20 protein-coding genes are annotated in these 22,012 nt (G+C 36.9%); 12 read left to right on the top strand and 8 right to left on the bottom strand.

From position 1 onward, the window contains the following. The first annotated feature begins 43 nt into the window (after positions 1-43). Together trhO and AC1RNE_RS01490 are read left to right on the top strand one after the other, a co-directional pair. On the top strand, positions 44-1,024 hold the full coding sequence (gene trhO / locus AC1RNE_RS01495; RefSeq protein ID WP_492803592.1) for an oxygen-dependent tRNA uridine(34) hydroxylase TrhO: 981 nt from the start codon (positions 44-46) through the stop codon (positions 1,022-1,024). Between the two features lie 86 nt (positions 1,025-1,110). Next, a complete protein-coding gene (locus tag AC1RNE_RS01490) occupies positions 1,111-1,971 on the top strand; it encodes a nucleoside phosphorylase (protein ID WP_492799292.1) in 861 nt (286 codons plus the stop codon). An 83-nt stretch (positions 1,972-2,054) separates the two neighbouring features. Here the strand turns inward: AC1RNE_RS01490 and AC1RNE_RS01485 are convergent, their stop codons facing one another. The 6 genes from AC1RNE_RS01485 to AC1RNE_RS01460 all read right to left on the bottom strand — a co-directional run bounded on the left by AC1RNE_RS01485 (position 2,055) and on the right by AC1RNE_RS01460 (position 11,377). After that, positions 2,055-2,621: a 50S ribosomal protein L25/general stress protein Ctc gene (locus AC1RNE_RS01485; RefSeq protein WP_492799291.1), complete on the bottom strand. Its 567-nt coding sequence runs from the start codon at positions 2,619-2,621 to the stop codon at positions 2,055-2,057. 79 nt (positions 2,622-2,700) lie between these two features. Continuing rightward, entirely contained in the window at positions 2,701-3,642 is a 942-nt protein-coding gene (locus tag AC1RNE_RS01480; protein ID WP_492799290.1) for a ribose-phosphate pyrophosphokinase, read from the bottom strand. Positions 3,643-3,810: 168 nt separating this feature from the next. Beyond that, entirely contained in the window at positions 3,811-4,692 is an 882-nt protein-coding gene (locus tag AC1RNE_RS01475) for a bifunctional 5,10-methylenetetrahydrofolate dehydrogenase/5,10-methenyltetrahydrofolate cyclohydrolase (RefSeq protein ID WP_492799289.1), read from the bottom strand. Between the two features lie 85 nt (positions 4,693-4,777). Beyond that, entirely contained in the window at positions 4,778-5,476 is a 699-nt protein-coding gene (locus AC1RNE_RS01470; protein WP_492799288.1) for an SIR2 family NAD-dependent protein deacylase, read from the bottom strand. 274 nt (positions 5,477-5,750) lie between these two features. Next, on the bottom strand, positions 5,751-8,246 hold the full coding sequence (gene topA, locus AC1RNE_RS01465; protein WP_492799287.1) for a type I DNA topoisomerase: 2,496 nt from the start codon (positions 8,244-8,246) through the stop codon (positions 5,751-5,753). Positions 8,247-8,605: 359 nt separating this feature from the next. Further along, a complete protein-coding gene (locus AC1RNE_RS01460) occupies positions 8,606-11,377 on the bottom strand; it encodes a bifunctional aconitate hydratase 2/2-methylisocitrate dehydratase (RefSeq protein ID WP_492799286.1) in 2,772 nt (923 codons plus the stop codon). 444 nt (positions 11,378-11,821) lie between these two features. Between AC1RNE_RS01460 and AC1RNE_RS01455 the strand changes: the two genes are divergently transcribed. Then, positions 11,822-14,089 carry an aconitate hydratase gene (locus AC1RNE_RS01455; RefSeq protein ID WP_492799285.1) on the top strand — a complete coding sequence of 756 codons (2,268 nt, stop codon included), beginning with the start codon at positions 11,822-11,824 and terminating at the stop codon, positions 14,087-14,089. 95 nt (positions 14,090-14,184) lie between these two features. Here the strand turns inward: AC1RNE_RS01455 and AC1RNE_RS01450 are convergent, their stop codons facing one another. After that, positions 14,185-15,075 (bottom strand): exonuclease domain-containing protein, encoded by an 891-nt coding sequence (locus AC1RNE_RS01450; RefSeq protein ID WP_492799284.1) that lies wholly within the window; start codon positions 15,073-15,075, stop codon positions 14,185-14,187. Positions 15,076-15,366: 291 nt separating this feature from the next. Between AC1RNE_RS01450 and AC1RNE_RS01445 the strand changes: the two genes are divergently transcribed. Then, complete coding sequence (locus tag AC1RNE_RS01445; RefSeq protein WP_492799283.1) at positions 15,367-15,663, top strand: hypothetical protein; 297 nt, start codon at positions 15,367-15,369, stop codon at positions 15,661-15,663. Between the two features lie 580 nt (positions 15,664-16,243). Here AC1RNE_RS01445 and AC1RNE_RS01440 read toward each other — a convergent pair. After that, positions 16,244-16,627 (bottom strand): helix-turn-helix domain-containing protein, encoded by a 384-nt coding sequence (locus AC1RNE_RS01440; RefSeq protein WP_492799282.1) that lies wholly within the window; start codon positions 16,625-16,627, stop codon positions 16,244-16,246. A gap of 113 nt (positions 16,628-16,740) precedes the next feature. Between AC1RNE_RS01440 and AC1RNE_RS01435 the strand changes: the two genes are divergently transcribed. The 8 genes from AC1RNE_RS01435 to AC1RNE_RS01400 all read left to right on the top strand — a co-directional run bounded on the left by AC1RNE_RS01435 (position 16,741) and on the right by AC1RNE_RS01400 (position 21,954). Further along, on the top strand, positions 16,741-17,037 hold the full coding sequence (locus AC1RNE_RS01435; protein ID WP_492799281.1) for a hypothetical protein: 297 nt from the start codon (positions 16,741-16,743) through the stop codon (positions 17,035-17,037). Between the two features lie 14 nt (positions 17,038-17,051). After that, positions 17,052-17,285: a hypothetical protein gene (locus tag AC1RNE_RS01430; protein ID WP_492799280.1), complete on the top strand. Its 234-nt coding sequence runs from the start codon at positions 17,052-17,054 to the stop codon at positions 17,283-17,285. 68 nt (positions 17,286-17,353) lie between these two features. Next, a complete protein-coding gene (locus tag AC1RNE_RS01425) occupies positions 17,354-17,488 on the top strand; it encodes a hypothetical protein (RefSeq protein WP_492799279.1) in 135 nt (44 codons plus the stop codon). Positions 17,489-17,523: 35 nt separating this feature from the next. Next, on the top strand, positions 17,524-17,838 hold the full coding sequence (locus tag AC1RNE_RS01420) for a hypothetical protein (RefSeq protein ID WP_492799278.1): 315 nt from the start codon (positions 17,524-17,526) through the stop codon (positions 17,836-17,838). Continuing rightward, positions 17,831-17,989 carry a hypothetical protein gene (locus tag AC1RNE_RS01415; protein WP_492799277.1) on the top strand — a complete coding sequence of 53 codons (159 nt, stop codon included), beginning with the start codon at positions 17,831-17,833 and terminating at the stop codon, positions 17,987-17,989. The genes AC1RNE_RS01420 and AC1RNE_RS01415 overlap by 8 nt, the downstream gene beginning before the upstream one ends. Before the next feature lie 34 nt (positions 17,990-18,023). Next, on the top strand, positions 18,024-20,810 hold the full coding sequence (locus AC1RNE_RS01410) for a DUF6371 domain-containing protein (protein ID WP_492799276.1): 2,787 nt from the start codon (positions 18,024-18,026) through the stop codon (positions 20,808-20,810). A 291-nt stretch (positions 20,811-21,101) separates the two neighbouring features. Further along, positions 21,102-21,398 carry a hypothetical protein gene (locus tag AC1RNE_RS01405; protein ID WP_492799275.1) on the top strand — a complete coding sequence of 99 codons (297 nt, stop codon included), beginning with the start codon at positions 21,102-21,104 and terminating at the stop codon, positions 21,396-21,398. Between the two features lie 244 nt (positions 21,399-21,642). Beyond that, positions 21,643-21,954: a hypothetical protein gene (locus AC1RNE_RS01400; protein WP_492799274.1), complete on the top strand. Its 312-nt coding sequence runs from the start codon at positions 21,643-21,645 to the stop codon at positions 21,952-21,954. Positions 21,955-22,012: the final 58 nt, after the last annotated feature.

The following is a 22,012-nucleotide window of genomic DNA, read 5'->3' as shown; positions in this document are numbered from 1 at the left end:
TTTTTGATAAGAAATACATTCACCCTGTAATCTCATGTTGAAGATGAAGCCATACAGAGTAATTCTTTATTATAATTACACGCCTATCCCCGATGTGGATACTTACCGAGAAAAACATCACTTATTTTGCCTTGAAAATCGTTTGTTAGGACGCATCATTGTAGCCCCAGAGGGCTTAAATGGAACCGTTTCGGGCCTAGCTGAAGACTGTGAACGATACATGAATTGGTTAGAAAACGACCCAATTTTTGCAGGCTCTGATTTCGATTTTAAAGTTGAAGAACACGAAGTACACGCTTTTGCTAAACTTCATGTACGTGTCAAAGAAGAAATCGTCAATTCAGATTTGCCTGTTGACCCTAGAGTAAGAACAGGTAAACATTTGGAGCCAGCCGATTTTAAAGAAATGTTGAAGAATGACCCTGACGTTGTGCTGGTAGATATGCGTTCGAACTACGAACATAGTATCGGAAAATTCAAAGGAGCAATTACTTTCGACATGGAGACGCTTAGAGAACTCCCTGAGCACGTTCAAGAAATAGAACATCTTAAAGATAAAAAAATCATTACCTATTGTACTGGTGGTATCAAATGTGAAAAGGCTTCTGCTTATTTGCTTGATCAAGGTTTTGAAAATGTATATCAGCTGCATGGCGGTATCATCAAATATGGTTTAGAAGAAGGAGGTGAAGATTTTGAAGGGAAATGTTATGTGTTTGATAACAGAGTAAAAACTGAAGTAAATACAATAAACCCTGTTATTATCTCAAAATGCCATATCTGTAAAACTGATACAGAAGATATGGTGAACTGTGCCAATCCAGAATGTAATGAGCATTTGCCAATTTGTGCTACTTGCTTATTAGAAATGGATGGAGCTTGTTCTGATGAATGTAAAAATCATCCACGCAAACGTCCTTATAATGTTAAAGGGTATTATTCGAAGCAATCAGATAACTATACTCCAGAGTTTGGCTTCAAAAGTAGAAAATTAACCAAAAGTCCTTTGGAACAAAACGCGTAATTAATATATTTGACGACTATATTCAACTAGAGGTATTGTAGCTATTTACAATACCTCTAGTTTTTTTCATTTAACTTCATTTGACAATGGCTATTTCACCAACCGATTTGATTACAAATGCTGATGGAAGCATTTATCATTTAAATCTTCGTCCAGACGATATCGCTGATACCATCATTACTGTGGGAGACCCTGAAAGAGTGGAAAAGGTATCTAAATATTTTGATAGCATTGAATTTAAAATCAATAAAAGAGAATTCGTTACGCATACTGGCTATGTAGGTAAAAAACGCCTCAGCGTAATTTCAAGTGGTATCGGTACTGATAACATAGAAATTTTAATGAACGAACTTGATGCTCTGGTCAATATAGACTTAGTTACCAGAACGCCAAACGCCAAGCATAAGTCTTTGAATATTATACGCTTAGGCACTTCTGGAAGTTTACAAAAAGAGATTCCTCTTGAAAGCATCGTAGTATCCAAATTAGGCATTGGTTTTGATTCACTAGGATTCTTCTATCATTCACCAGACAGTGCCATTGCGGAATCAATAAAACAATATTTTGATTTAGATTTTCTGCCTTATGCGAATACAGGAAGCCAGTCTTTATACACTTTGTTGATGGATAATAGCCCCAATAATTGGGTTGAGGGTAACACTGTTACCTGCCCGGGCTTTTATGCTCCTCAGGGCAGGGTATTGAGGTATCATCCTAAGATTGAAAATCTTTTAGCAAAGTTCAATTCCTTCAAGCAAGATAATCTTGTATTGACAAACCTTGAAATGGAAACGGCAGGTTATTATTTGATGGGTAAGGTATTAGGTCATGAGGTATTGTCAATGAGTGCTATTGTAGCCAGTAGAATGACGAACGAATTTGCCCCAAATGCAGAAAAAACAGTTGATAATTTAATTCAGCAAGCCTTAGAAAAGCTAGCCAATTAATTAATAATAGAAAAGGCTGTTTCTATCAAAATATTGAAGAAACAGCCTTTATAAAATCTATCAGTGTAATTGGAAATTAACTATTATGAGTTAATTTTTCCTCTTAAAGCACGTGGGATGTCAATTGTAGCCACTGGAGCAGAAGGATTATTTAAAATCGCAACGTTTTCAGCTTTCAATTTAGCAACTTTCAATGTTTGTCCTAAGTCTAAACCTGTAATATCAGCTTCGATAAAGTCAGGAATGTTATCAGATAAACCTTTCAAAGATACTTTACGTAATTTTTGAACCATTTTACCCCCCTTACGAACGCCTGGTGCATCACCAATAACTTTCACAGGTACGTCAATTTTAATTTCTTTACCTTCTACGATTTCTAAGAAATCGACATGAAGAAGAACTTCTGACACTGGGTGAAATTGTGAATCTTGAACGATAGCGTGGTGAATTTCACCTTCGATATTTAAAATTACTTCTGATACTTCAGGAGTATATAATAATTCACGGAAAAGAATCATTGGTACAGCAAAGTGAATTTGTTTTTCACCACCATACAATACACATGGAGCTAAAGATTCGTTACGAAGATCTTTAGATGACTTTGTTCCAAGGGTTTCTCTGTTATACCCTACGATTTCAATCTTTCTCATTTTTGAGTGATTTGTGTTGAAAGCCTGTCGATTTCAAGGAAATAATTCCTCAAGCACTATCTTCAATCAACCGTTTAAATTAATTTTTTATAAATAATGAACTGATAGACTCATGGTCACGAATTCTGCCAATAGCTTTGGCGAATAATTCTGCTACTGATAATACTTTAATTTTATCACTAGCTTCTTTTAATGGGATAGTATCAGTAACAACCAATTCAGTAAGCACGGAGTTATTGATATTATCATAAGCTTTTCCAGAAAGCACTGGGTGTGTTACGATAGCTCTTACCGACTTAGCCCCTTTATCCATGATTAATTGAGCGGCTTTACACATCGTTCCCCCTGTATCAATTAAGTCATCGACTAATACTACGTCTGCACCTGTCACATCACCAATTAATTGCATAGTTGCTACTTCGTTAGCACGCTTACGTTGCTTATCGCAAATCACCATTTCAGCATTAAAGAACTTAGCAACATTACGCGTACGAACCACACCACCAACGTCAGGAGAAGCAAAAAGTATATTATCTAATCCTAGTGATTTTAAATAAGGAACGAAAATCGCTGTTCCTTCTAAGTGATCTACAGGGAAATCAAAAAAACCTTGAATTTGTCCAGCGTGTAAATCTAAAGTCATTAATCTGTCAGCTCCAGCAGCAGTTAATAAATTAGCTATCAGTTTTGCTCCAATACCTACCCTTGGTTTGTCTTTTCTATCCTGACGAGAATAGCCAAAATAAGGCATAACAACCGTAACATAGTGAGCAGAAGCACGACGAGCGCCATCAATCATTAACAAAAGCTCCAGCATATTATCGGCTGGTGGGAAAGTCGACTGAATGATGAAAACATCACATCCTCTAATAGACTCATTAAAACTTGGTGACATCTCACCATCTGAGAAACGTTGAACAGAAGACAATCCTAAATCTTTTCCGTAAAAGCGAGCAATTTCTTTTGCTAAATATTCGGAAGATGATCCAGTAAAAATCTTAACTTGATTGATAGCAGCCATTTTTTTGGAGAGTTTTGTAAATCTCTCTTAATTCAAAATTATCTTGGAAATACCTTTTCTGAAATTTACCGCAAAAGTACAAAAATCATTTAGTAAAATAGCATCAAAACAACGTTTTTTCATGTAATTGTTTTTTTTACAAAAAACGGCATTACATAGTACAACTATTTATTGGTATATCACCTTTTTAGCTGAAAGTAAAGTGTTTTTCATCAACGAAACTATCGTCATCGGGCCTACTCCTTTAGGCACAGGCGTAATGAAAGAACATTTCGGTGCTACCTCGTCAAACTTAACATCGCCCTTCAAAGCAAAGCCCGATTTCTTAGTAGCATCTTCTACCCTTGTCAAGCCTACATCAATAACAACAGCACCATCTTTTACGTATTCAGCCGTGATAAACTCTGGACGTCCCAACGCGGCAATCAAAATATCTGCACTTGCACAAACTGCTGGTAAATCTTTCGTTTTAGAGTGCGTAAGCGTAACCGTGCAGTTACCAATTTTATGATTACGTTGCATCAAAATTGACATCGGCAAGCCTACAATCTGGCTACGACCTACTACTACACAATGTTTGCCAGAAGTCTCTATGTTATAATATTCTAGTAAATCTAATACCCCTTGCGGAGTAGCAGAAATATACGCAGGAAGACCTTTCGCCATTCTACCAATATTGATTGGATGAAAACCATCCACATCTTTACTTGGTGCAATTGTCTCCATTACTTTATCGGGATTGATATGGTTTGGAAGGGGTAGTTGAACAATCAATCCATCCATATCTTCATTATCATTTACTTTTTGAACCTCCGCTAACAGTTCAGCTTCAGTAATACTTGGGTCAAAACGAAGTAAAGTTGAATTAAATCCTAACTCTTCACAAGATTTTACTTTGTTGGCAACATACGTTTCAGAAGCTCCATTATTTCCCACCAAAATGGCTACTAAATGAGGCGTTTTACCACCAGATGCTTTGATTTCAGCTACTTCCAATGCGATTTCCTTCTTGATTTCGTCAGCAACTGCTTTCCCGTCTATAATTTGCATGGTTTGTTTTTTTGTAATTTGAAGTTGCAAAATTACGGCTAGTTTTTTGTTAAGCAAAACAAATTGGGTTATCTCTGGCTATATCCTAGTCATTTACTAAAATATCCCACAACTTAGCCAAGCCCACACTGCCGATATGCTCTATAAAAGACATATTCTTTCTAGTGGCAGATTCTGGCTTTTTAGGGTCAATGACGTAAATAGGCACAAAACTTAGCACATAATTAACTATTCCTGCTGCTGGATACACCTGTAAAGACGTTCCTACTACAACAAAAACATCAGCACTTTCTGCTATTTCCATGGCTTCGTGTATGAGAGGAACATCTTCGTGAAACCACACGATATGTGGGCGAAGTTGCGAGCCTTTTTCGCATTTATCACCCAAATTGATGGGCTTTGTACCTATTTCATATACCAAATGTTCATCAACTGTCGAGCGAGCCTTGGTTAACTCGCCATGAAGGTGGAGTACATTGGTAGAACCTGCTCGTTCATGCAGATTATCAACATTCTGCGTAATGATTTGGACGTCGTAATATTTTTCTAGTCGTGCTAAAATTTTATGTCCTTCGTTGGGCTCAACATGGTCTAACTTAGCCCTTCGTTCATTATAAAAACGTAATACTAGTTCAGGGTCTTTTTTAAAGCCTTGTGGCGTGGCTACATCTTCAATGGCGTGGTTTTCCCACAGTCCATCCGATGCTCTAAAAGTAGGAATACCACTTTCTGCTGAAACACCAGCACCAGTAAGGACTACTAATTTCTTTTTTGTAGGATTCATTTCTATATAAATGCTTTATTTTGATTCTAAATTTTTTAAATCAAAAAAGGTCGCCAATCAAAAATCGACAACCTTTTCTTTAAAATTCAAACTAATAATAAAGTTTTTTCAACTTATCCCTAGGGAGGGACTTAAGTCCCTCCCTAGGGATAAGGAATTATATTTAAAACCAAAATAGTCAAGTATTGTGTTCTGTGTGCCACAGACCATGGTTTTAAACTCTTCTATTTACGTAATGGCAACTCATTGCTCAAAACTCATCACTCACAATTCATCACTTCTTCTTCCCTCTAGTCGTAGGCGCAGGTGCTTCTTCGCCTAGTTTGATACAGTCTTCCAAAGTTAAATCTTCGGGCTTTGTATCTTTCGGAATTTTGATATTTCGTTTCCCAATCTGAATATAGGGACCATACATACCATTTACTACTTTGATTGAATCATTTTCAGGGAATTCTTTCAAGTATTTATTGGCTTCGCTATCACGTTTTTTGATGATAATTTCAATCGCTCTTTCGCCAGTAATTGTGTCGATGCTCTCCCCTCTTCCTAATGAATAGAATTTGCCATTATGTTTTACATAAGGACCAAATCTACCTTTTCCTGTTGTAATAGGCTCTCCTTCAAAACTTCCGATGGCACTTCCAACATCTGCCTGACGCTTTTCAAGAATCAATTCAATGGCTCTCTGTTCTGTTACTGTAAAAGGGTCTTCAGTAGGCGGAAGGCTAGTATATTTATCATCATGACGAATATAAGGTCCCATTTTGCCTGCTCCAATTACCATAGGTTTATCTTCAAAGAAACCTACCTCTCTTGGTAGTTTTGGCAATTCCATCAAAGCTAAAGCCTCCTCTAAAGTAATAGTAGTTACTAATTGGTCTTTCTTAAGGTTGAAATAAACAGGTTTTTCGTCATCTTTGGTTTTGGCTTCGCCTAATTGTACATAAGGCCCAAACTTACCTAATCTTACTGAAACGGGTTTTCCAGTTTTTGGGTCAATACCTAAATCACGTGTTGAACCTACTGTATTTCTATCAACGCCTTTACTATCTTCAATGGTTTGGTGGAAACCTTGGTAAAAGTTATCAATCATTTTCGACCACTCTACTTTCCCTTTGGCAATCTCATCAAACTCATCTTCCATATCGGCAGTAAATTTGAAATCTACTACTTCTTTGAAATTTTCGACTAGAAAGTCATTTACTACCATACCTACCGAGGTAGGGAATAGCTTAGCTTTTTCTGTTCCAAAAGTTTCTTTGCTTACTTTTTCAGAAATTTTATCATTTTTCAGAATAATCTCTTTAAAGTTTCGCTCCTTGCCTTCTCTATCTTCTTTTACAACGTATTCACGTTTAATAATCGTTGAAATCGTCGGAGCATAGGTAGAAGGACGACCCACACCTTTATCTTCTAAGGCTTTTACCAAACTCGCTTCCGTATAACGTGCTGGTGGGCGTGAAAAACGCTCTGTAGCTTTCAGTGTATCTAAATTCAGGATTTGCCCGATATTTAAAGGAGGTAACATTTTTGAGTTTTCTTCATCGTCCTCATCATCTTTTCCTTCTAAATATACCTTCAAGAATCCATCAAATTTAATAACTTCTCCTTGCGCTATTAATTCTTCAGATGTGGTAGAAATTCCAACGGTAGCAGTTGTTCTTTCTAATTGAGCATCTGCCATTTGCGAGGCAATCGCACGCTTCCAAATAAGTTCGTATAAGCGTCTTTCTTTGGCATCACCAGTAATCGTAGCTTCAGCAAAATCTGTCGGACGAATGGCTTCATGAGCTTCCTGAGCTGATTCATCCTTAGTTTTATACTGTCTGGTTTGTACATAATCTACACCATAGGCATTTGTAATGGCTTCTTTAGCTTTGCCGATTGCTTCTTCAGACAGACTGGTTGAATCTGTTCTCATATAGGAAATTTTACCTGCTTCATACAGCTTCTGTGCATACATCATCGTTGATGCTACAGAATATCCTAATTTACGTGAAGCCTCCTGTTGTAAAGTAGAAGTGGTAAAGGGTGCCGTTGGAGATTTTTTAGCAGGTTTTGTTTCTAAATTCTTAATCTTGAACTCTGCTCCTATGCATTTTGTTAAAAATGCCCTTGCTTGTTCTTCAGTTTCAAAATTTTTGGGTAGTTCTGCTTGTAAAACTCTCCCGCCTGTTAATGGAAACTGTGCGATAATTTTATAAGAAGATTTTGAATCAAAAGTTTCAATATCTCTTTCACGCTCTACAATAATTCTAACCGCTACAGATTGTACTCTGCCTGCGGAAAGTCCTTTTTTTACTTTAGACCACAGTACGGGCGAAAGTTCGAAACCTATCAGACGGTCGAGTACACGGCGTGCTTGCTGAGCATTTACTAAATCTACATCAATTGTTCTCGGGTTCTGAATGGCATTCTGAATAGCCTTTTTCGTAATTTCTCTGAAAACAATTCTATTAGTATTATCTGCTAGCCCTAATGCTTCTTTTAAATGCCATGAAATGGATTCTCCCTCGCGGTCATCATCAGTTGCTAGCCATACTATATCCGCAGCTTTAGCGGCAGATTTAAGTTCGTTAACAACTTTTATTTTCTCAGGAGAGATTATGTAGGTAGGCTTGAAACCATTTTTAATATCGATGGCGTCGTTTTCTTTCGGTAAATCTCTAACATGACCGAACGAGGATTTTACCGTAAAATCTTTTCCTAAATATCCCTCAATGGTCTTTGCCTTTGCTGGAGACTCTACTATTACTAAGTTTTTCGACATTAATTATTTTGATTGGTGGAGTAAACAATCGAAATTATTTACAAAATATTTATTCTTTAGGGGCTAAATCCTCTAATTTAATGCCTTTTGAGGTATAAAATGCCTGATAAAACACCACTAAATTTTATATTTTGCCAAATATATAAACTTCATTCCAAAATGTAGTCCATTTTTCTTGATAACAATAATAAATTTGCGTAATTCTATTATTTATTCGAAATGAAATTAGCCAACAGACTACATTAATTTGAAAGATTGTATGAAATAAGTTTCAGAGAGCTTCAAAATGCTATATCTTTTATATAAACAACAAAAAAGCCTGAGCGTATACTCAGGCTTTTTGTATATATGTTATGCTCTTATTTCACCAATTTGATGTGTGATGGAGCAAATTTAGTCAAATTGATACCCTTTACAGCTTTTACATATTCTTCGATAGTAGGCGTTCTACCAAGAACGGTAGAAAGAACTACCACTGGCGTTGATGAAAGCAAAGATTCACCTTTTTTAGCATCTGTATCTTCCACTACACGCCCTTGGAACAAACGAGTAGAAGTTGCCATTACTGTATCGCCTTTTGCAGCCTTTTCTTGGTTACCCATACAAAGGTTACAACCTGGACGCTCTAGGTATAACATTTTTTCGTATGTTGTACGTGCGGCTCCTTTAGGTGCATTATCATCAAACTCAAAACCTGAGTATTTCTGTAATACTTCCCAGTCGCCTTCTGCTTTCAATTCATCAACGATGTTATAAGTTGGCGGTGCTACTACAAGTGGTGCTTTAAATTCAACTTTACCATTTTGTGCTTCAATATTTTTAAGCATTTGTGCTAAAATTTTCATGTCACCTTTGTGAACCATACAAGAACCAATAAATCCAAGATCTACTTTTTTGTGGCCACCGTAGTAAGACAATGGTCTGATAGTATCGTGGGTATATCTTTTTGAAACATCGGCATTGTTTACGTCTGGGTCAGCAATCATTGGTTCAGCAATTAAGTCTAAGTCAACTACCACCTCAGCGTAATATTTAGCATTAGCATCAGGTCTAAGCGCTGGTTTTTCGCCCGATTGGATTTCAGCAATTCTCTTATTAGCCTTATCAATCAATCCCTGAAGCACTTGGCTTTTGTTGTCCATGCCCTTATCAATCATGATTTGGATTCTGCTTTTTGCAATCTCCAATGACTCGATTAAAGTAGCATCTTCAGAAATACAGATAGAAGCTTTTGCTTTCATTTCCGCAGACCAGTCTGTAAATGTAAAGGCTTGGTCAGCAGTCAGTGTACCAATATGAACCTCAATAATTCTACCTTGGAATACGTTTTCTCCCCCAAATTGTTGAAGCATTTGTGCTTGAGTAGCATGTACTACATCACGGAAATCCATATATTCCTTCATGTCACCTTTAAAAGTAACTTTTACAGAATCAGGAATTGGCATAGAAGCCTCACCCGTAGCAAGAGCCAACGCCACTGTACCAGAGTCAGCACCAAAAGCTACCCCTTTAGACATACGAGTATGCGAGTCGCCACCGATGATGATTGCCCAGTCGTCTATTGTGATGTCATTCAATACTTTGTGAATTACATCGGTCATTGAGTGATAAACACCTTTAGGGTCACGAGCGGTAATCAAACCAAAGTCGTTCATAAACCTCATCAATTTTGGAATGTTTGCCTGAGCTTTTTTATCCCATACAGAAGCCGTATGACAACCTGATTGATAAGCACCATCAACTGTCGTAGAAATAGTAGTTGCAGCCATTGATTCTAATTCTTGGGCTGTCATCAAACCAGTAGTATCTTGCGAGCCTACGATATTTACTAGCACACGAACATCTGAGCCTGCATGTAAAACTTTGCCTGGCGTAGCACCTACTGCATTTCTGTTAAAGATTTTTTCTACTGCTGTAAGACCTTGTCCTTCATTAGAAACTTCTTTTGAAGGAGCAAATACTGGAGCAATAGCAATGCCTAAAAGTTCAGAAGCGAATGTTTGGATTTTTTTACCAAATACGATGGCATAAGAACCTCCAGCTTTGATAAATTCTATTTTTTGAGGAGTGAAAGCCTTAGAAATATCAATCAGCTCTATATCGCCATTGTATAATTTTTTCGTTTTTGTATTAATCGTAAGTACAGTACCTGTTTCTACAGAATATACCTGCTCAAGTATCGGTTCGTTATTTTCATCACGAATAATTTTACCAGCTTCATCTACTTTTTTAACCCAGTTTTTAAGGTCGATTCCAATACCTCCAGTTACATCAACTGTAGTAAGGAAAATTGGAGAAATACCATTCGTACCTCCTACAATTGGAGCAAAGTTTACGAAAGGAACGTAAGGGCTTGCTTGCTTGCCTGTCCAAAGTGCCACATTGTTTACTCCCGACATTCTTGATGAACCTACGCCCATTGTACCCTTCTCTGCAATTAACATAACAGATTTATCTGGGTGTTGCGCTTTCAATGCTTCGATTTCAGCTTGAGCAGCAGGAGAAATCATACATTTCCCGTGCAATTCACGGTCAGAACGTGAGTGAGCTTGGTTTCCTGGAGAAAGTAAATCTGTTGAAATATCACCTTCACCTGCGATAAACGTAACTACTTTAATTTCTTCAGGTATTTCTGGAAGTTTGGTAAAGAACTCTGCTTTGGCATAACTCTCAAGGATGTCTTTTGCCGTTGTATTACCACTTAGAAAGGCACTTTTCAAACGTTTCAAGTCTAAGTCATATAAATAAACTTGCGTTTTCAATACATCACCCGCTTGTTTTGCAATAGCAACATCATCTCCTAAAGCCAAATCCAATAATACTTCAATTGAAGTACCACCTTTCATGTGTGACAACAATTCGAAAGCAAATTCAGGCGCTATTTCTTTTACAACAGACTCACCAAGTATAATCTCTTTTAAAAACTTAGCCTTTACACCAGCCGCAGGAGTAGTTCCTGGCAAAGTGTTATAAATAAAAAACTGAAGTGAATAAGGACGGTGTTCGTTGCCCAAATCTTTAATTTGTTCAATGATTTCGCTTACCAATTCAGCACTATCAATTGGCTTTGGATGAAGTCCTTGCGTTTTTCTTTCTTCGATTTCTTTAAGGTAATCGTTATAAAAATTCATATTGTATTATTTACAGTTATTATGGTATTTTTATGTGTATATTTTTATATCAGCAAACTTCTTCTTAGAATTAAAATTAAATTTTTCTGTGAATTAGTTGTCTTACAAATTTATGAAAAGCAACTTCGATTTAAAAATTTTTTATCGAATAGGCGTTTTTAGCATATATTTTCTTTGTTTTGTGTTATTTTTAATTGTGTTATTCTATCATTGAGAAGGTTGGCATGAGATTTTGTCTAAATCGTAATCAATAATAAAACCCTGTTAATATTATCAAGGTACAATTTTTGCCGTTGTCAATATGCCCACAGACTGCTAAGAACTTAAAATATTGGAAATTTGTTAGTTTTATATACATATTTGAAAATAGTATTTTAGATTTATAAATAAATCCTTATTCTTTAAATCTTAAAATTTCGTGAACTCTTAACTAAAAAACGTATTATGGCTTTTGACATTGAAATGATTAAAGCAGTTTACGATCGTATGCCAGCCCGCGTGGAGGCAGCTCGTAAACTTGTCGGCAGACCGCTTACCTTAACAGAAAAAATTCTCTATTCTCATTTGTGGGAGGGTACTCCAACGAGTACGTTTGAGAGAGGTGCTTCTTACGTTGATTTTGCACCAGACCGTGTAGCGATGCAGGATGCTACAGCTCAAATGGCTCTTTTACAATTTATGCAGGCTGGTCGTCCGAAAGTAGCAGTTCCTTCTACTGTTCACTGCGATCACTTAATTGAAGCTAAAGTAGAATCGAAAATTGACCTTTCGGTTGCAGTTGATAAAAACAAAGAGGTTTATGATTTCCTTTCATCAGTTTCAGATAAATATGGTTTAGGTTTCTGGAAACCAGGGGCAGGTATTATTCACCAAGTAGTATTAGAAAACTACGCTTTCCCAGGAGGTATGATGATTGGTACTGACTCTCACACAGTAAATGCTGGTGGGTTAGGTATGATTGCAATCGGTGTGGGTGGTGCTGATGCTTGCGACGTAATGGCTGGTTTAGCTTGGGAATTGAAATTCCCTAAACTTATCGGTGTTAAATTGACTGGTAAGTTAAACGGTTGGACCGCTCCAAAAGACGTTATCTTAAAAGTAGCAGGTATCCTTACTGTAAAAGGTGGTACTGGCTGTATCGTTGAATATTTTGGCGAAGGTGTTACTTCAATGTCATGTACAGGAAAAGGTACTATCGCTAATATGGGTGCTGAAATTGGTGCTACTACTTCTACTTTCGGTTATGACGAATCGATGGCTCGTTATTTAGCTTCTACGGGTCGTGCTGAGGTAGCTGCTTTGGCTGATACTATCAAAGAACATTTGACAGCTGACCCAGAAGTATATGCTGACCCTGCTACTTATTTTGACCAATTAATTGAAATCGATTTAGATACTTTAGAACCCCACTTGAACGGTCCTTTCACGCCAGATTTAGCAACGCCTATCTCTAAAATGAAAGAATTAGCAGAGAAAAACGGCTGGCCAACTAAAATCGAAGTAGGTTTGATTGGTTCATGTACCAACTCATCTTACGAAGATATCTCACGTGCGGCTTCTTTAGCGAAACAAGTAGCAGCTAAAGGCTTAAAAACGAAAGCTGAATATACTATTACACCAGGTTCTGAATTAGTACGTTATACTATCGAACGTGATGGATTCATCGATACTTTCAATGAAATCGGTGGTAAAGTGTTCTCTAATGCTTGTGGACCATGTATTGGTCAGTGGGCTCGTGCAGGTGCTGAAAAGGCGGAGAAAAACACCATTGTTCACTCGTTCAACCGTAACTTCGCTAAACGTGCTGATGGTAACCCTAACACGTATGCTTTCGTTGGTTCTCCTGAATTAGTAACAGCTTTGGCAATTGCTGGTGATTTGACTTTCAACCCTCTCACAGATTTTTTAACAAACGAAGCTGGAGAGCTAGTAAAATTAGATGCACCTTCAGGTGATGAATTACCAACAAAAGGATTTGCCGTTGAAGATGCAGGTTACCAAGCTCCTGCTGAAGATGGTTCTGCTGTACAAGTGAAAGTTTCTCCAACATCTGATCGTCTTCAATTATTAGACCCATTTGCAGCTTGGGAAGGTACTGACTTATTTGGCTTGAAATTATTGATTAAAGCAAAAGGAAAATGTACTACCGACCATATTTCTATGGCTGGTCCTTGGTTGAAATACCGTGGACACCTAGATAATATCTCAAACAATATGTTGATTGGTGCATTGAACTTCGCTAACGAGAAGACAGATAATGTTAAAAACCAATTAACAGGCGTATACGGACCAGTTCCTGCTACACAACGTGCTTATAAAGCGGCGGGTATCGGAACAATCGTCGTTGGTGACTCCAACTATGGTGAAGGTTCTTCACGTGAACACGCTGCAATGGAACCTCGTCATTTAGGTGTTCGTGTGGTATTAGTAAAATCTTTTGCACGTATTCACGAAACTAACTTGAAGAAACAAGGTATGTTGGCAATTACATTTGCTAATGAAGCTGACTACGATTTGATTCAAGAAGATGATACAGTGAATGTGCTTGGTCTAACTTCATTTGCTCCGGGTAAACCATTACAAGTAGTTTTAAACCATAGTGACGGTTCAACTGATACGATTGTAGTAAACCACTCTTATAATGAGCAACAAATTGAATGGTTTAAAGCAGGTGGTGCATTAAATATCATCCGTGCTAACGTAGCTAAGTAATTTATTAGTTATCGATATATCAACCTCATCTCCAACCCCTTCTCCTTCAGAGAAGGGGCTTTTTTTGTCCCAAAGTTTTCTTTTGTCTTTCCTCATTAAACTGACAGCATTTCTATAAATTCATTCTCGGTGATTATTTTAATTTTATATCCCATAGAAGCTAATTGTTCTGCCATGCTAATTTTTGAAGACTTATACCCTTGGCTCACTCTAAAAACATCAGATTGCCCTATTACAACATAGTTTGTTCTAATACCTACACCACTTACGACGCTCCCTCCTAATTTTCGTATCAACGCTTGGGCATCTTTTCTTACAAAATACGCTAATGTTCCAGTAAATACTACTTCTTTGCCATTAAAAGCATTGCTGTGACTCTCATTGATGGTTATTTCAAGGGTTTTCTTTTTCTTGACTAATCCAGTAGACCGTTTTCTATGCTGATTACTAGCCCTATACTGGTGTATTTCTTCGATACTTGCTAACGACAGTTTATCCAATACTTTAAGGACTAAATGAGCACACGCTTCAGCATCCTCTAAAGCATTATGATGATTGAATGTATAATTTTCAAGTTTTGAGGCTACCAAATAGCTTAATCCATAGCCCATTTCTCCTTGCCATGCCATGCGTGATAGGGCAATAGAACACATAGGCGTAAACTGAGCAGTTTGGAGATTATAATGTGTACAAACGCTATTTAATACACCAAAGTCAAAGCTGGCATTATGGGCTATCACTATCTGATTATCTAAAAGAGGTTTCAATTCATACCAAATCTCCTTAAAAGTTGGTTTATCCACTAAATCCTTCAACTCAATTTTGTGGACTTGGTTTTGATAAAACCCCATTTCAAATGGAGTAGGTTTTATCAACCATTCTTTTCTCTCGACAATATCTCCATTTTCAACCCTTACAAGTCCCAAAGCACAAGCACTTCCTTTAAAATTATTAGCGGTTTCAAAATCAATTGCAACAAAATTCATCTTGATAATTTTTATGATTGAGTGGTAATATATTGGCTTATTAACAATATCCAAACGCACTTAATATTTTATCAAATTTATTAGAATTAACATTACGTAAAAAGACCCACAATATTATATGTTGACAAATGCTCATGAAAGACCACACTTTGAGAAGCAATTAGCACAGGTTGAGCAACATATTTACCTATTAAAAGTACCAAAGATGACCAAGTGTGGCTTGGAATAGAAGTGGATGACTTTTGAGAATGCAGTTAGAGGCATATATCATCCATTAAACGTTTTAAAATTATGGAGTTGGAAGTTCTTTTAAGAAAATATATTTCAAACGATAGTTATACTAGTCAGAACCTTCCGACTAGCCATAGATTGTATGTACTGGCTTTATATATTAAAGATATGGAAGACTATTTGGACGAATTGCAATTGTTGATTACAAATCAAAATGAAAGTGATGAAAATAAAGCTCATCATTTGGGTCTGTTAACGGGCTTGGCTGAGCGAATAATTGTAGAATTGAATAATGAGTATAATATCGTAAATGAATTGAGTCAAATAGTCCAGATAAAGGAAAATCTTTTACGCTAGAAAGCCTTTTTGTAAGTACAAGCGTATCAGCAAATCATATTACTCACTGTTTACTGCCATTGACTGAGCCTTTGATGGCTCAAAAAACTGTAAAAAGCCTCCAAATAACATCTGAGGGCTTTCTTATAACAAAACAAAACCACAAGAAACCAAACTCGATGGCTTATTAAATTTTGCCTTGAAATACGCTATTTGAGCCTGTTTTTAGATATTTTAAACTGACATTTTTCTGTTTTTTACTGCCATTATATTGTTACTGCCATTAAAGTGCCATCAAAATAGCACCTATTTACAGAGTTTTTTGCCTTCTTCTGAGATGGGTGAAATGTCCTTAAAAAGGACGGTTTTTTCGGGACAAAAACCTATTTTTAGAAGCTTATTTTGCTTCTTTTTATCTACTAAAATGATGTCTTTTAGTAGTCGTCCACCCTTACTTTTTGCTAACGGTTACCCTTTCTATTTACCCTAAATAATATGCAGTTAGCTAGTAACTATTTTTATAATTATTTTTTTCAATATAGAAGATTGTTTGTGGGTGGTAGTTTATTCTTAATTGCGGTTATCGTAAAACATGAAATTCTTAATTAGATGTATTAGCTTCGGAAACGGGGGTTTCCCCCCTATTGGCATTTTGCTGTTTTAAGGTCTCTATTTCCTGTTGCTGGTACTTTATTAATAAATCTTGTAATTCTATATTTTTCTTTAATTCTGCTTCATATTTAGCTTTATAGCCTTCGTCACTATTAACGTTTTCTTCCAATACGACTTTATTAAAGTCTTCAAAACTTACATCAAGAGCTTGAAGTATCTTGTTTAATGTTGCCTCACGTGGGCTCTTAGCTTTGAGATAATTTGCAACAGCCTGATGACTAACTCCCATTTTTTCTGAAAGCGATACAGCTGTGATTTTCTTTAAAACAAGATACTTTTCTAGGTTTTTGCCAAAATGATAATTTAGAATCATTATAAATTAATATTTTATTCAACTAAAATAGTTGCATTAATTCAACTATTTTAGTTGCTTTACATAGTAATAATTACATATACATATTACTATGTAAATCTAATAAAAATAGGATGGCAAACCAATTTACAACTCCGCGAAAACGCCAAAACTTATCTAACGGTAGATGGACTTTATTAAAGCCTCAATTACCTGCTGATTGGCGAAAAAGATTGATTGCAATTGCTCCAGAATATGATTCATTGGAAGGTGCTACTTTGATGCAAAATGTACATCAGGGACGCTCTATGGATGAACATATTTTGAATTTATGGCAACAGATAGTAGATAAATATGAAGCTGAAAAAGTTGAAGCTAGCAGACGAAAGTCGGGCTTTTTGAAACGTGTAAAAATTAATATTCCAACATAAAAACAATTACAATAATGAACAAAACGACGAAAACAGTACCGAGTACTATCAAACAATTTGTAAGAGCAGTAACGAGCTCGAAGGTGAGTTTTAATTATTTCCAAAATGATGTTTGGGAAATTGTGTTTTGGGGTAGCCTGAATGTTGAAAAATGCCTAAATGCTATTCCTGAAAACTATGACTGTAAGACGATGGGTTATTTTGATGGCTTGGTCTCGGTGGGCCTAATGCCTAAAAGAGTAATGTAGATTGTAATTAAATGCCTGTGCTGTTGTACGGTACAGGTTATTTCTAGAACCTTTAATATTTAACCAACATGAACATTAGTAAATCATTTCGGAGAATTGATACTTGGTTTGATTCTCTTTCAACTTCTACGCAAGAAGGGATTATTGACCTTTGTGCTACGGCTGTGATTGGTGTTATTGCACTCCTGTTGTTACAGCTTTAAATGTTATCAACCACAAACTTAAACGCTTAGAAATAATGGATTTAGACATTATGTTAATAAAATATCTTTCTAATGGTAGCTATACTTCACAAGACAATCCACCTGAAAAAAGAATGCGTTTGCTAGCATTCTATATTCAGGAAATGAAAGAACTGGAGGAAACGATGAATTTTATGATTGATAGTAGTACTGAAAAAGAGTCTAATAAAGCGCATCATTTGGGCTTTACCACTGGCATGATTCAGCGTATTATTGTGGAAATGCAAAACGAGCATGATTTAGTATTAGCCTTATCAAAAATCCCCCATCAAAATGGTGTTGCTGACCCGACCAAAATCGCTGATGTCTGAAAAAGATATTGATGATACTGTTCTATACCTTAATACGCAAATTGTTGAGTGGAAGAAGTTCCTCTCAAAATCTTCAGACCCTTGCAATAGGCTATTTGCCGATAATGAAATTGCTGTTTTGACCAACAAAATCAAAGTACTAAAGGGATAAAAGTCAATTTTATTTTTTAATAAAATACCGAATTATGTTTTTTGAATTAGATAAATCTAAGCAAGGCAAAACCACTTGCCCGAGCTGTGGCAAAAAGAATTCTTTTCGCAAGTACAAGTCTGTTGAAGAAGCGGAATTGTACACTGCGGATGGGCAATTATGTGGGTTATGTGACAGAGCCAACAGTTGTGGCCATCACGTAAAACCTGATGGTACGAGCAATCCGAACGCTCGGAAACCTGAGCCCCTTCCTGATGTTAGTTACTTGGAAATTCCTGATAAAAAACAAGCAGAATTGAAGCTAGTATTGAATGATACTAGCTCTAATTTTCACCAATATGCCAAATCGATAGGGATTCCGTTTGCTCATTTGAAAAAATGGGGTGTTGGCTCAGAGGGTGATAAAACTGCCTTTATTTTCATAGACCAAAGCCATAAGCCTGTGAACGTAAAATACTTTAAGTATCAGGTGAATGGTGGACGTGATAAGGATTTTAATGCTTATTCTCTCAAAGGGAGAACCGAAGGCCAGCAGGAGTATCGTTATAAAATATGTTTGTTTGGCGAACATTTGGAACGTATAGACAAAAACCGTTATGTAATATTGGTAGAATCGGAGAAAACGGCGGTCATCGCTTCGCATTTTTATCCAGATTACTATTGGCTGAGCTGTGCGAGTGGTGATGGGTTGACTGATATGAAAGCAACTGCTTTGAAGGGTTTCAGGGTGGTTTGGTTGGCTGATGCGGATAAAAAAGGACGTGAAAATTCGTCTTTAATGACGTTGAAACGCCAAAAGATAAAACATAAGCTAGTGGATTTGTTCCCTGAGCGAAATGATGGGTATGATATTGCGGATGCCATTCGGGATGGACTTCGCCCTGAATTAAAGCAGGCAATTGAACAAGCTTTGTTTATCAGTAATTCGGCCAAAAAAGAGGGAGCCACCACCAACAAGGTATCTATCTTTAATGATTTGAAAGCTGAGCGCATTTTACCTGTAAGTACTCAGGATGAAGCGGAACAAATAGAGATTAAGGTACCGAAAAACTCTAAGCAGGTGGCGGAGATGGCCCATTCTATCACGTATGATGATGATGGTATTACGTATTTTGGCGGTAGTAGGGCTGGCCTAAAACGGGTGGCTAATGGCTATCAGGTATTTATTCGGTATCAGAACAAAGACGAAAACGATAAGGTGTATTGGTTGCTGGAGATTGTTGATACACACATTGATGAAAGTGACCGCTTTAAACCGATCACATTGGAATTTAATAATGAGCAGTTTAATTCGGCTCGGTATTGGAAAGCTGAAATATCTAAACACGCTTTGAGCTTTAAGGCTGATGATACGATATTGACGGAGCTAATCGAGTTTTTGTTTTTATTCCGCAAATTCAATCGTGCTACTCGGGTGCTCCGTTACGGCTGGCACGCTCCTAGTCAAACGTTTTTGTTTGCCAACTGTGGTTTTGATGGCAAAGATTTGATTTTCCCTGATGAAAACGGGATGCTGGAAATTGGAGCATTGCATATCTCGTTACCACAGCTGAAGACGAGCAATAACCTAAATTTTTATTGGACGGAAACGAAGTTTTCTTTTTCGGATTGGTACAAGCTATTCTGTACGGCTTATCCGAAAGAAGCCTTTGTTGTGGCTAACCATTATATGATGTCGTTGTTCTTGGATGTAGCACAGAGCTTTGGTAAAAAGAATCCTATTCTGTATATCAAGGGGAAGCCCAATTCGGGGAAAACAACCATGATAGAAGTATTGAGCCATAACTATGGCTATAAGCAAAACAAAACCTCCCTGAAGAGTAACCCAACGCCCAGGGCTGTGGCTAAACTATTGAACCAAACACAAAACGGTTTTCTGCATTGTGATGAGTTTAAGAACGGTATGCCCTACACGGATACGTTTATCTCAGCCTTTGATTTTGAGGGATTTGAGCGTAGTACTGACGATGCGGCGAGCGGTAATGAAACGGAATCTTTTCCTGTAACACGGGGTATTGTAATCACGTCTAATGATGAGCCTAGCTACGAGCCTTTTATCTCCAGACTTATTTATTTGGTGAAAGATGATATCAACAAAACGGAATCAGAAACAAAAGCTTTTGTGGAGCTGGACACTTATTTAAAAAAGGGTTTGGCTTGTATTTCTGTGGAGCTCCTAGCCTATCGGAAATTGATTATGGATAATTATCAGGCGTGCTTTGATGAACTGCTAAAATACATCAAGGGCTTAGTAACGGATTTGCAGAATGTGGAAACAAGGAATTTTTCAAAGACTACCCAGACTCTTGTAATAGGCTATATGTTGACCAAATACGGGAAAATAGATATGGGGTATGAATCCAAGGATGAAAAAGACATTTTGGTTTGGTTTGCGATGCTGGGAGCTAATCAATTAAGATTTCAGCATAGGATGTCGGAAGCTAAGACGGCCTTGCATCAATTCTTTGAATTTTTCCAGAGCTTATATGACCAGCGACGTATCTACGAAGGTTCACATTTTAGGATTGACAATGGAAAGTTTATTGTTAACCTAAATTCGTTTTATCCTATTTATCAGAAAGAGTTTTTTACCGTGAACAAAGAGATGCCACAGAGTAAGTCGGAGATATTTGAAGCCTTGAAAAGCTTTGATGAAAATCATGAAGTAAAATCGTCGATGAGATTTGCCAATATTGCAGAAGGAGAATTCAACAAGACATTGGCAGTAAAAAATTGTATATCAGTCAATTACAACAAATTGAAAGTAGTTTTTGGATTAGACTTGGATAACAATTCGAATATTTCACAACCCTCTTTTTAGAGAACAAAATTTGAATACACGGATACATTTTTACTGTCGTCTGATAATCAAGTAGTTAAGTATAAAGTAGTGTATTCAAAATGTATTCAATGTGTATTCAATGTATTCAAACCCTAAAAATGTATTCTGAGTGAATACATTTTGAATACACGAAAAATCAATTAAGTAATTAATAATCAATTGTTTACAAAAACGTATCCGTGTATTCAGCATACGGTCATTTTTTCGGAGGGGTGTAAACAAAAAAAGTAATCGGTAAAAAATAAGCATCTTAAAATAATTATAAATTGTATGACAGACATTAGTAATAGATTGGAGGTATTTCAAAAATATTTCAGTCAGCTAGTAGACCCAAAGTTGCCCCGTAAATCGTTGTTGTTATTGATGCTGACGCAGGCAGAAGCCATCGTGAGGGCCATTAAGATAGAGCTGGGGCATTTGAATGCCGAGCCTGTGTACACTCCTATCGAGCAGGAACGAGCTGAGAAGTATGTGTTTAAGACAAAAGTTTGTTGCGGACGGGAATTTAATACGCCCCAGAAGTGGGCAGGGCATCAGAACTCAAGCAAACATCGGAATAAAAAATAATTCAGAATAACGTCCTAGAGAGACCACATTTTATTGATTAACTTTTGTTGAAATTAACCACATTCAGGATATGCTAAAAGCCAAAATATCTATCAAAGAACCGCATGTGCGGAAATTCGTAATTAGTAGATATGGGGACGACACTGCTATTATAGACCTTACAAGGCGCTCGTTTCTCGGAAAATTGACCGAGCTGGCTTGTCAGAAGGTAGGTTATGTACATAGCCTACCGAAAATTGCTGAGATGGAAGAAAAGAGCTGTGTTACGATTCTTCTGCCCGATTCGCTGAAAAATCATTTCTTACATCCTATAAAAGTCCAGCTATTTGTACAGGCCTTAGAGTATCATTTCAGAGAGGTATTCTTGGCACACTGTGAAGCCTTTGTAGAGCTCGGCGTTAGCGACTATAATGCCGTTGATAATTTTATGGTAAAGTATGATATTGACGATGATGGAAAGATAGCAGAACGGTTACGACAAATGTGGCGGAATCATCAGACGTATCAGCGTAAAAAAATAGAAAAAAAGTTGGGGTACTATTCACCAACTTTTTGAGGTATTCAATGAATATCGTAGTTATTCATTGAATTTTTGGCATTCTAATTACCTTAAA

Source organism: Arcicella sp. GW822-FHT02H01, from assembly GCF_058802005.1.
This window is presented reverse-complemented; position numbering and strand designations above follow the sequence as displayed.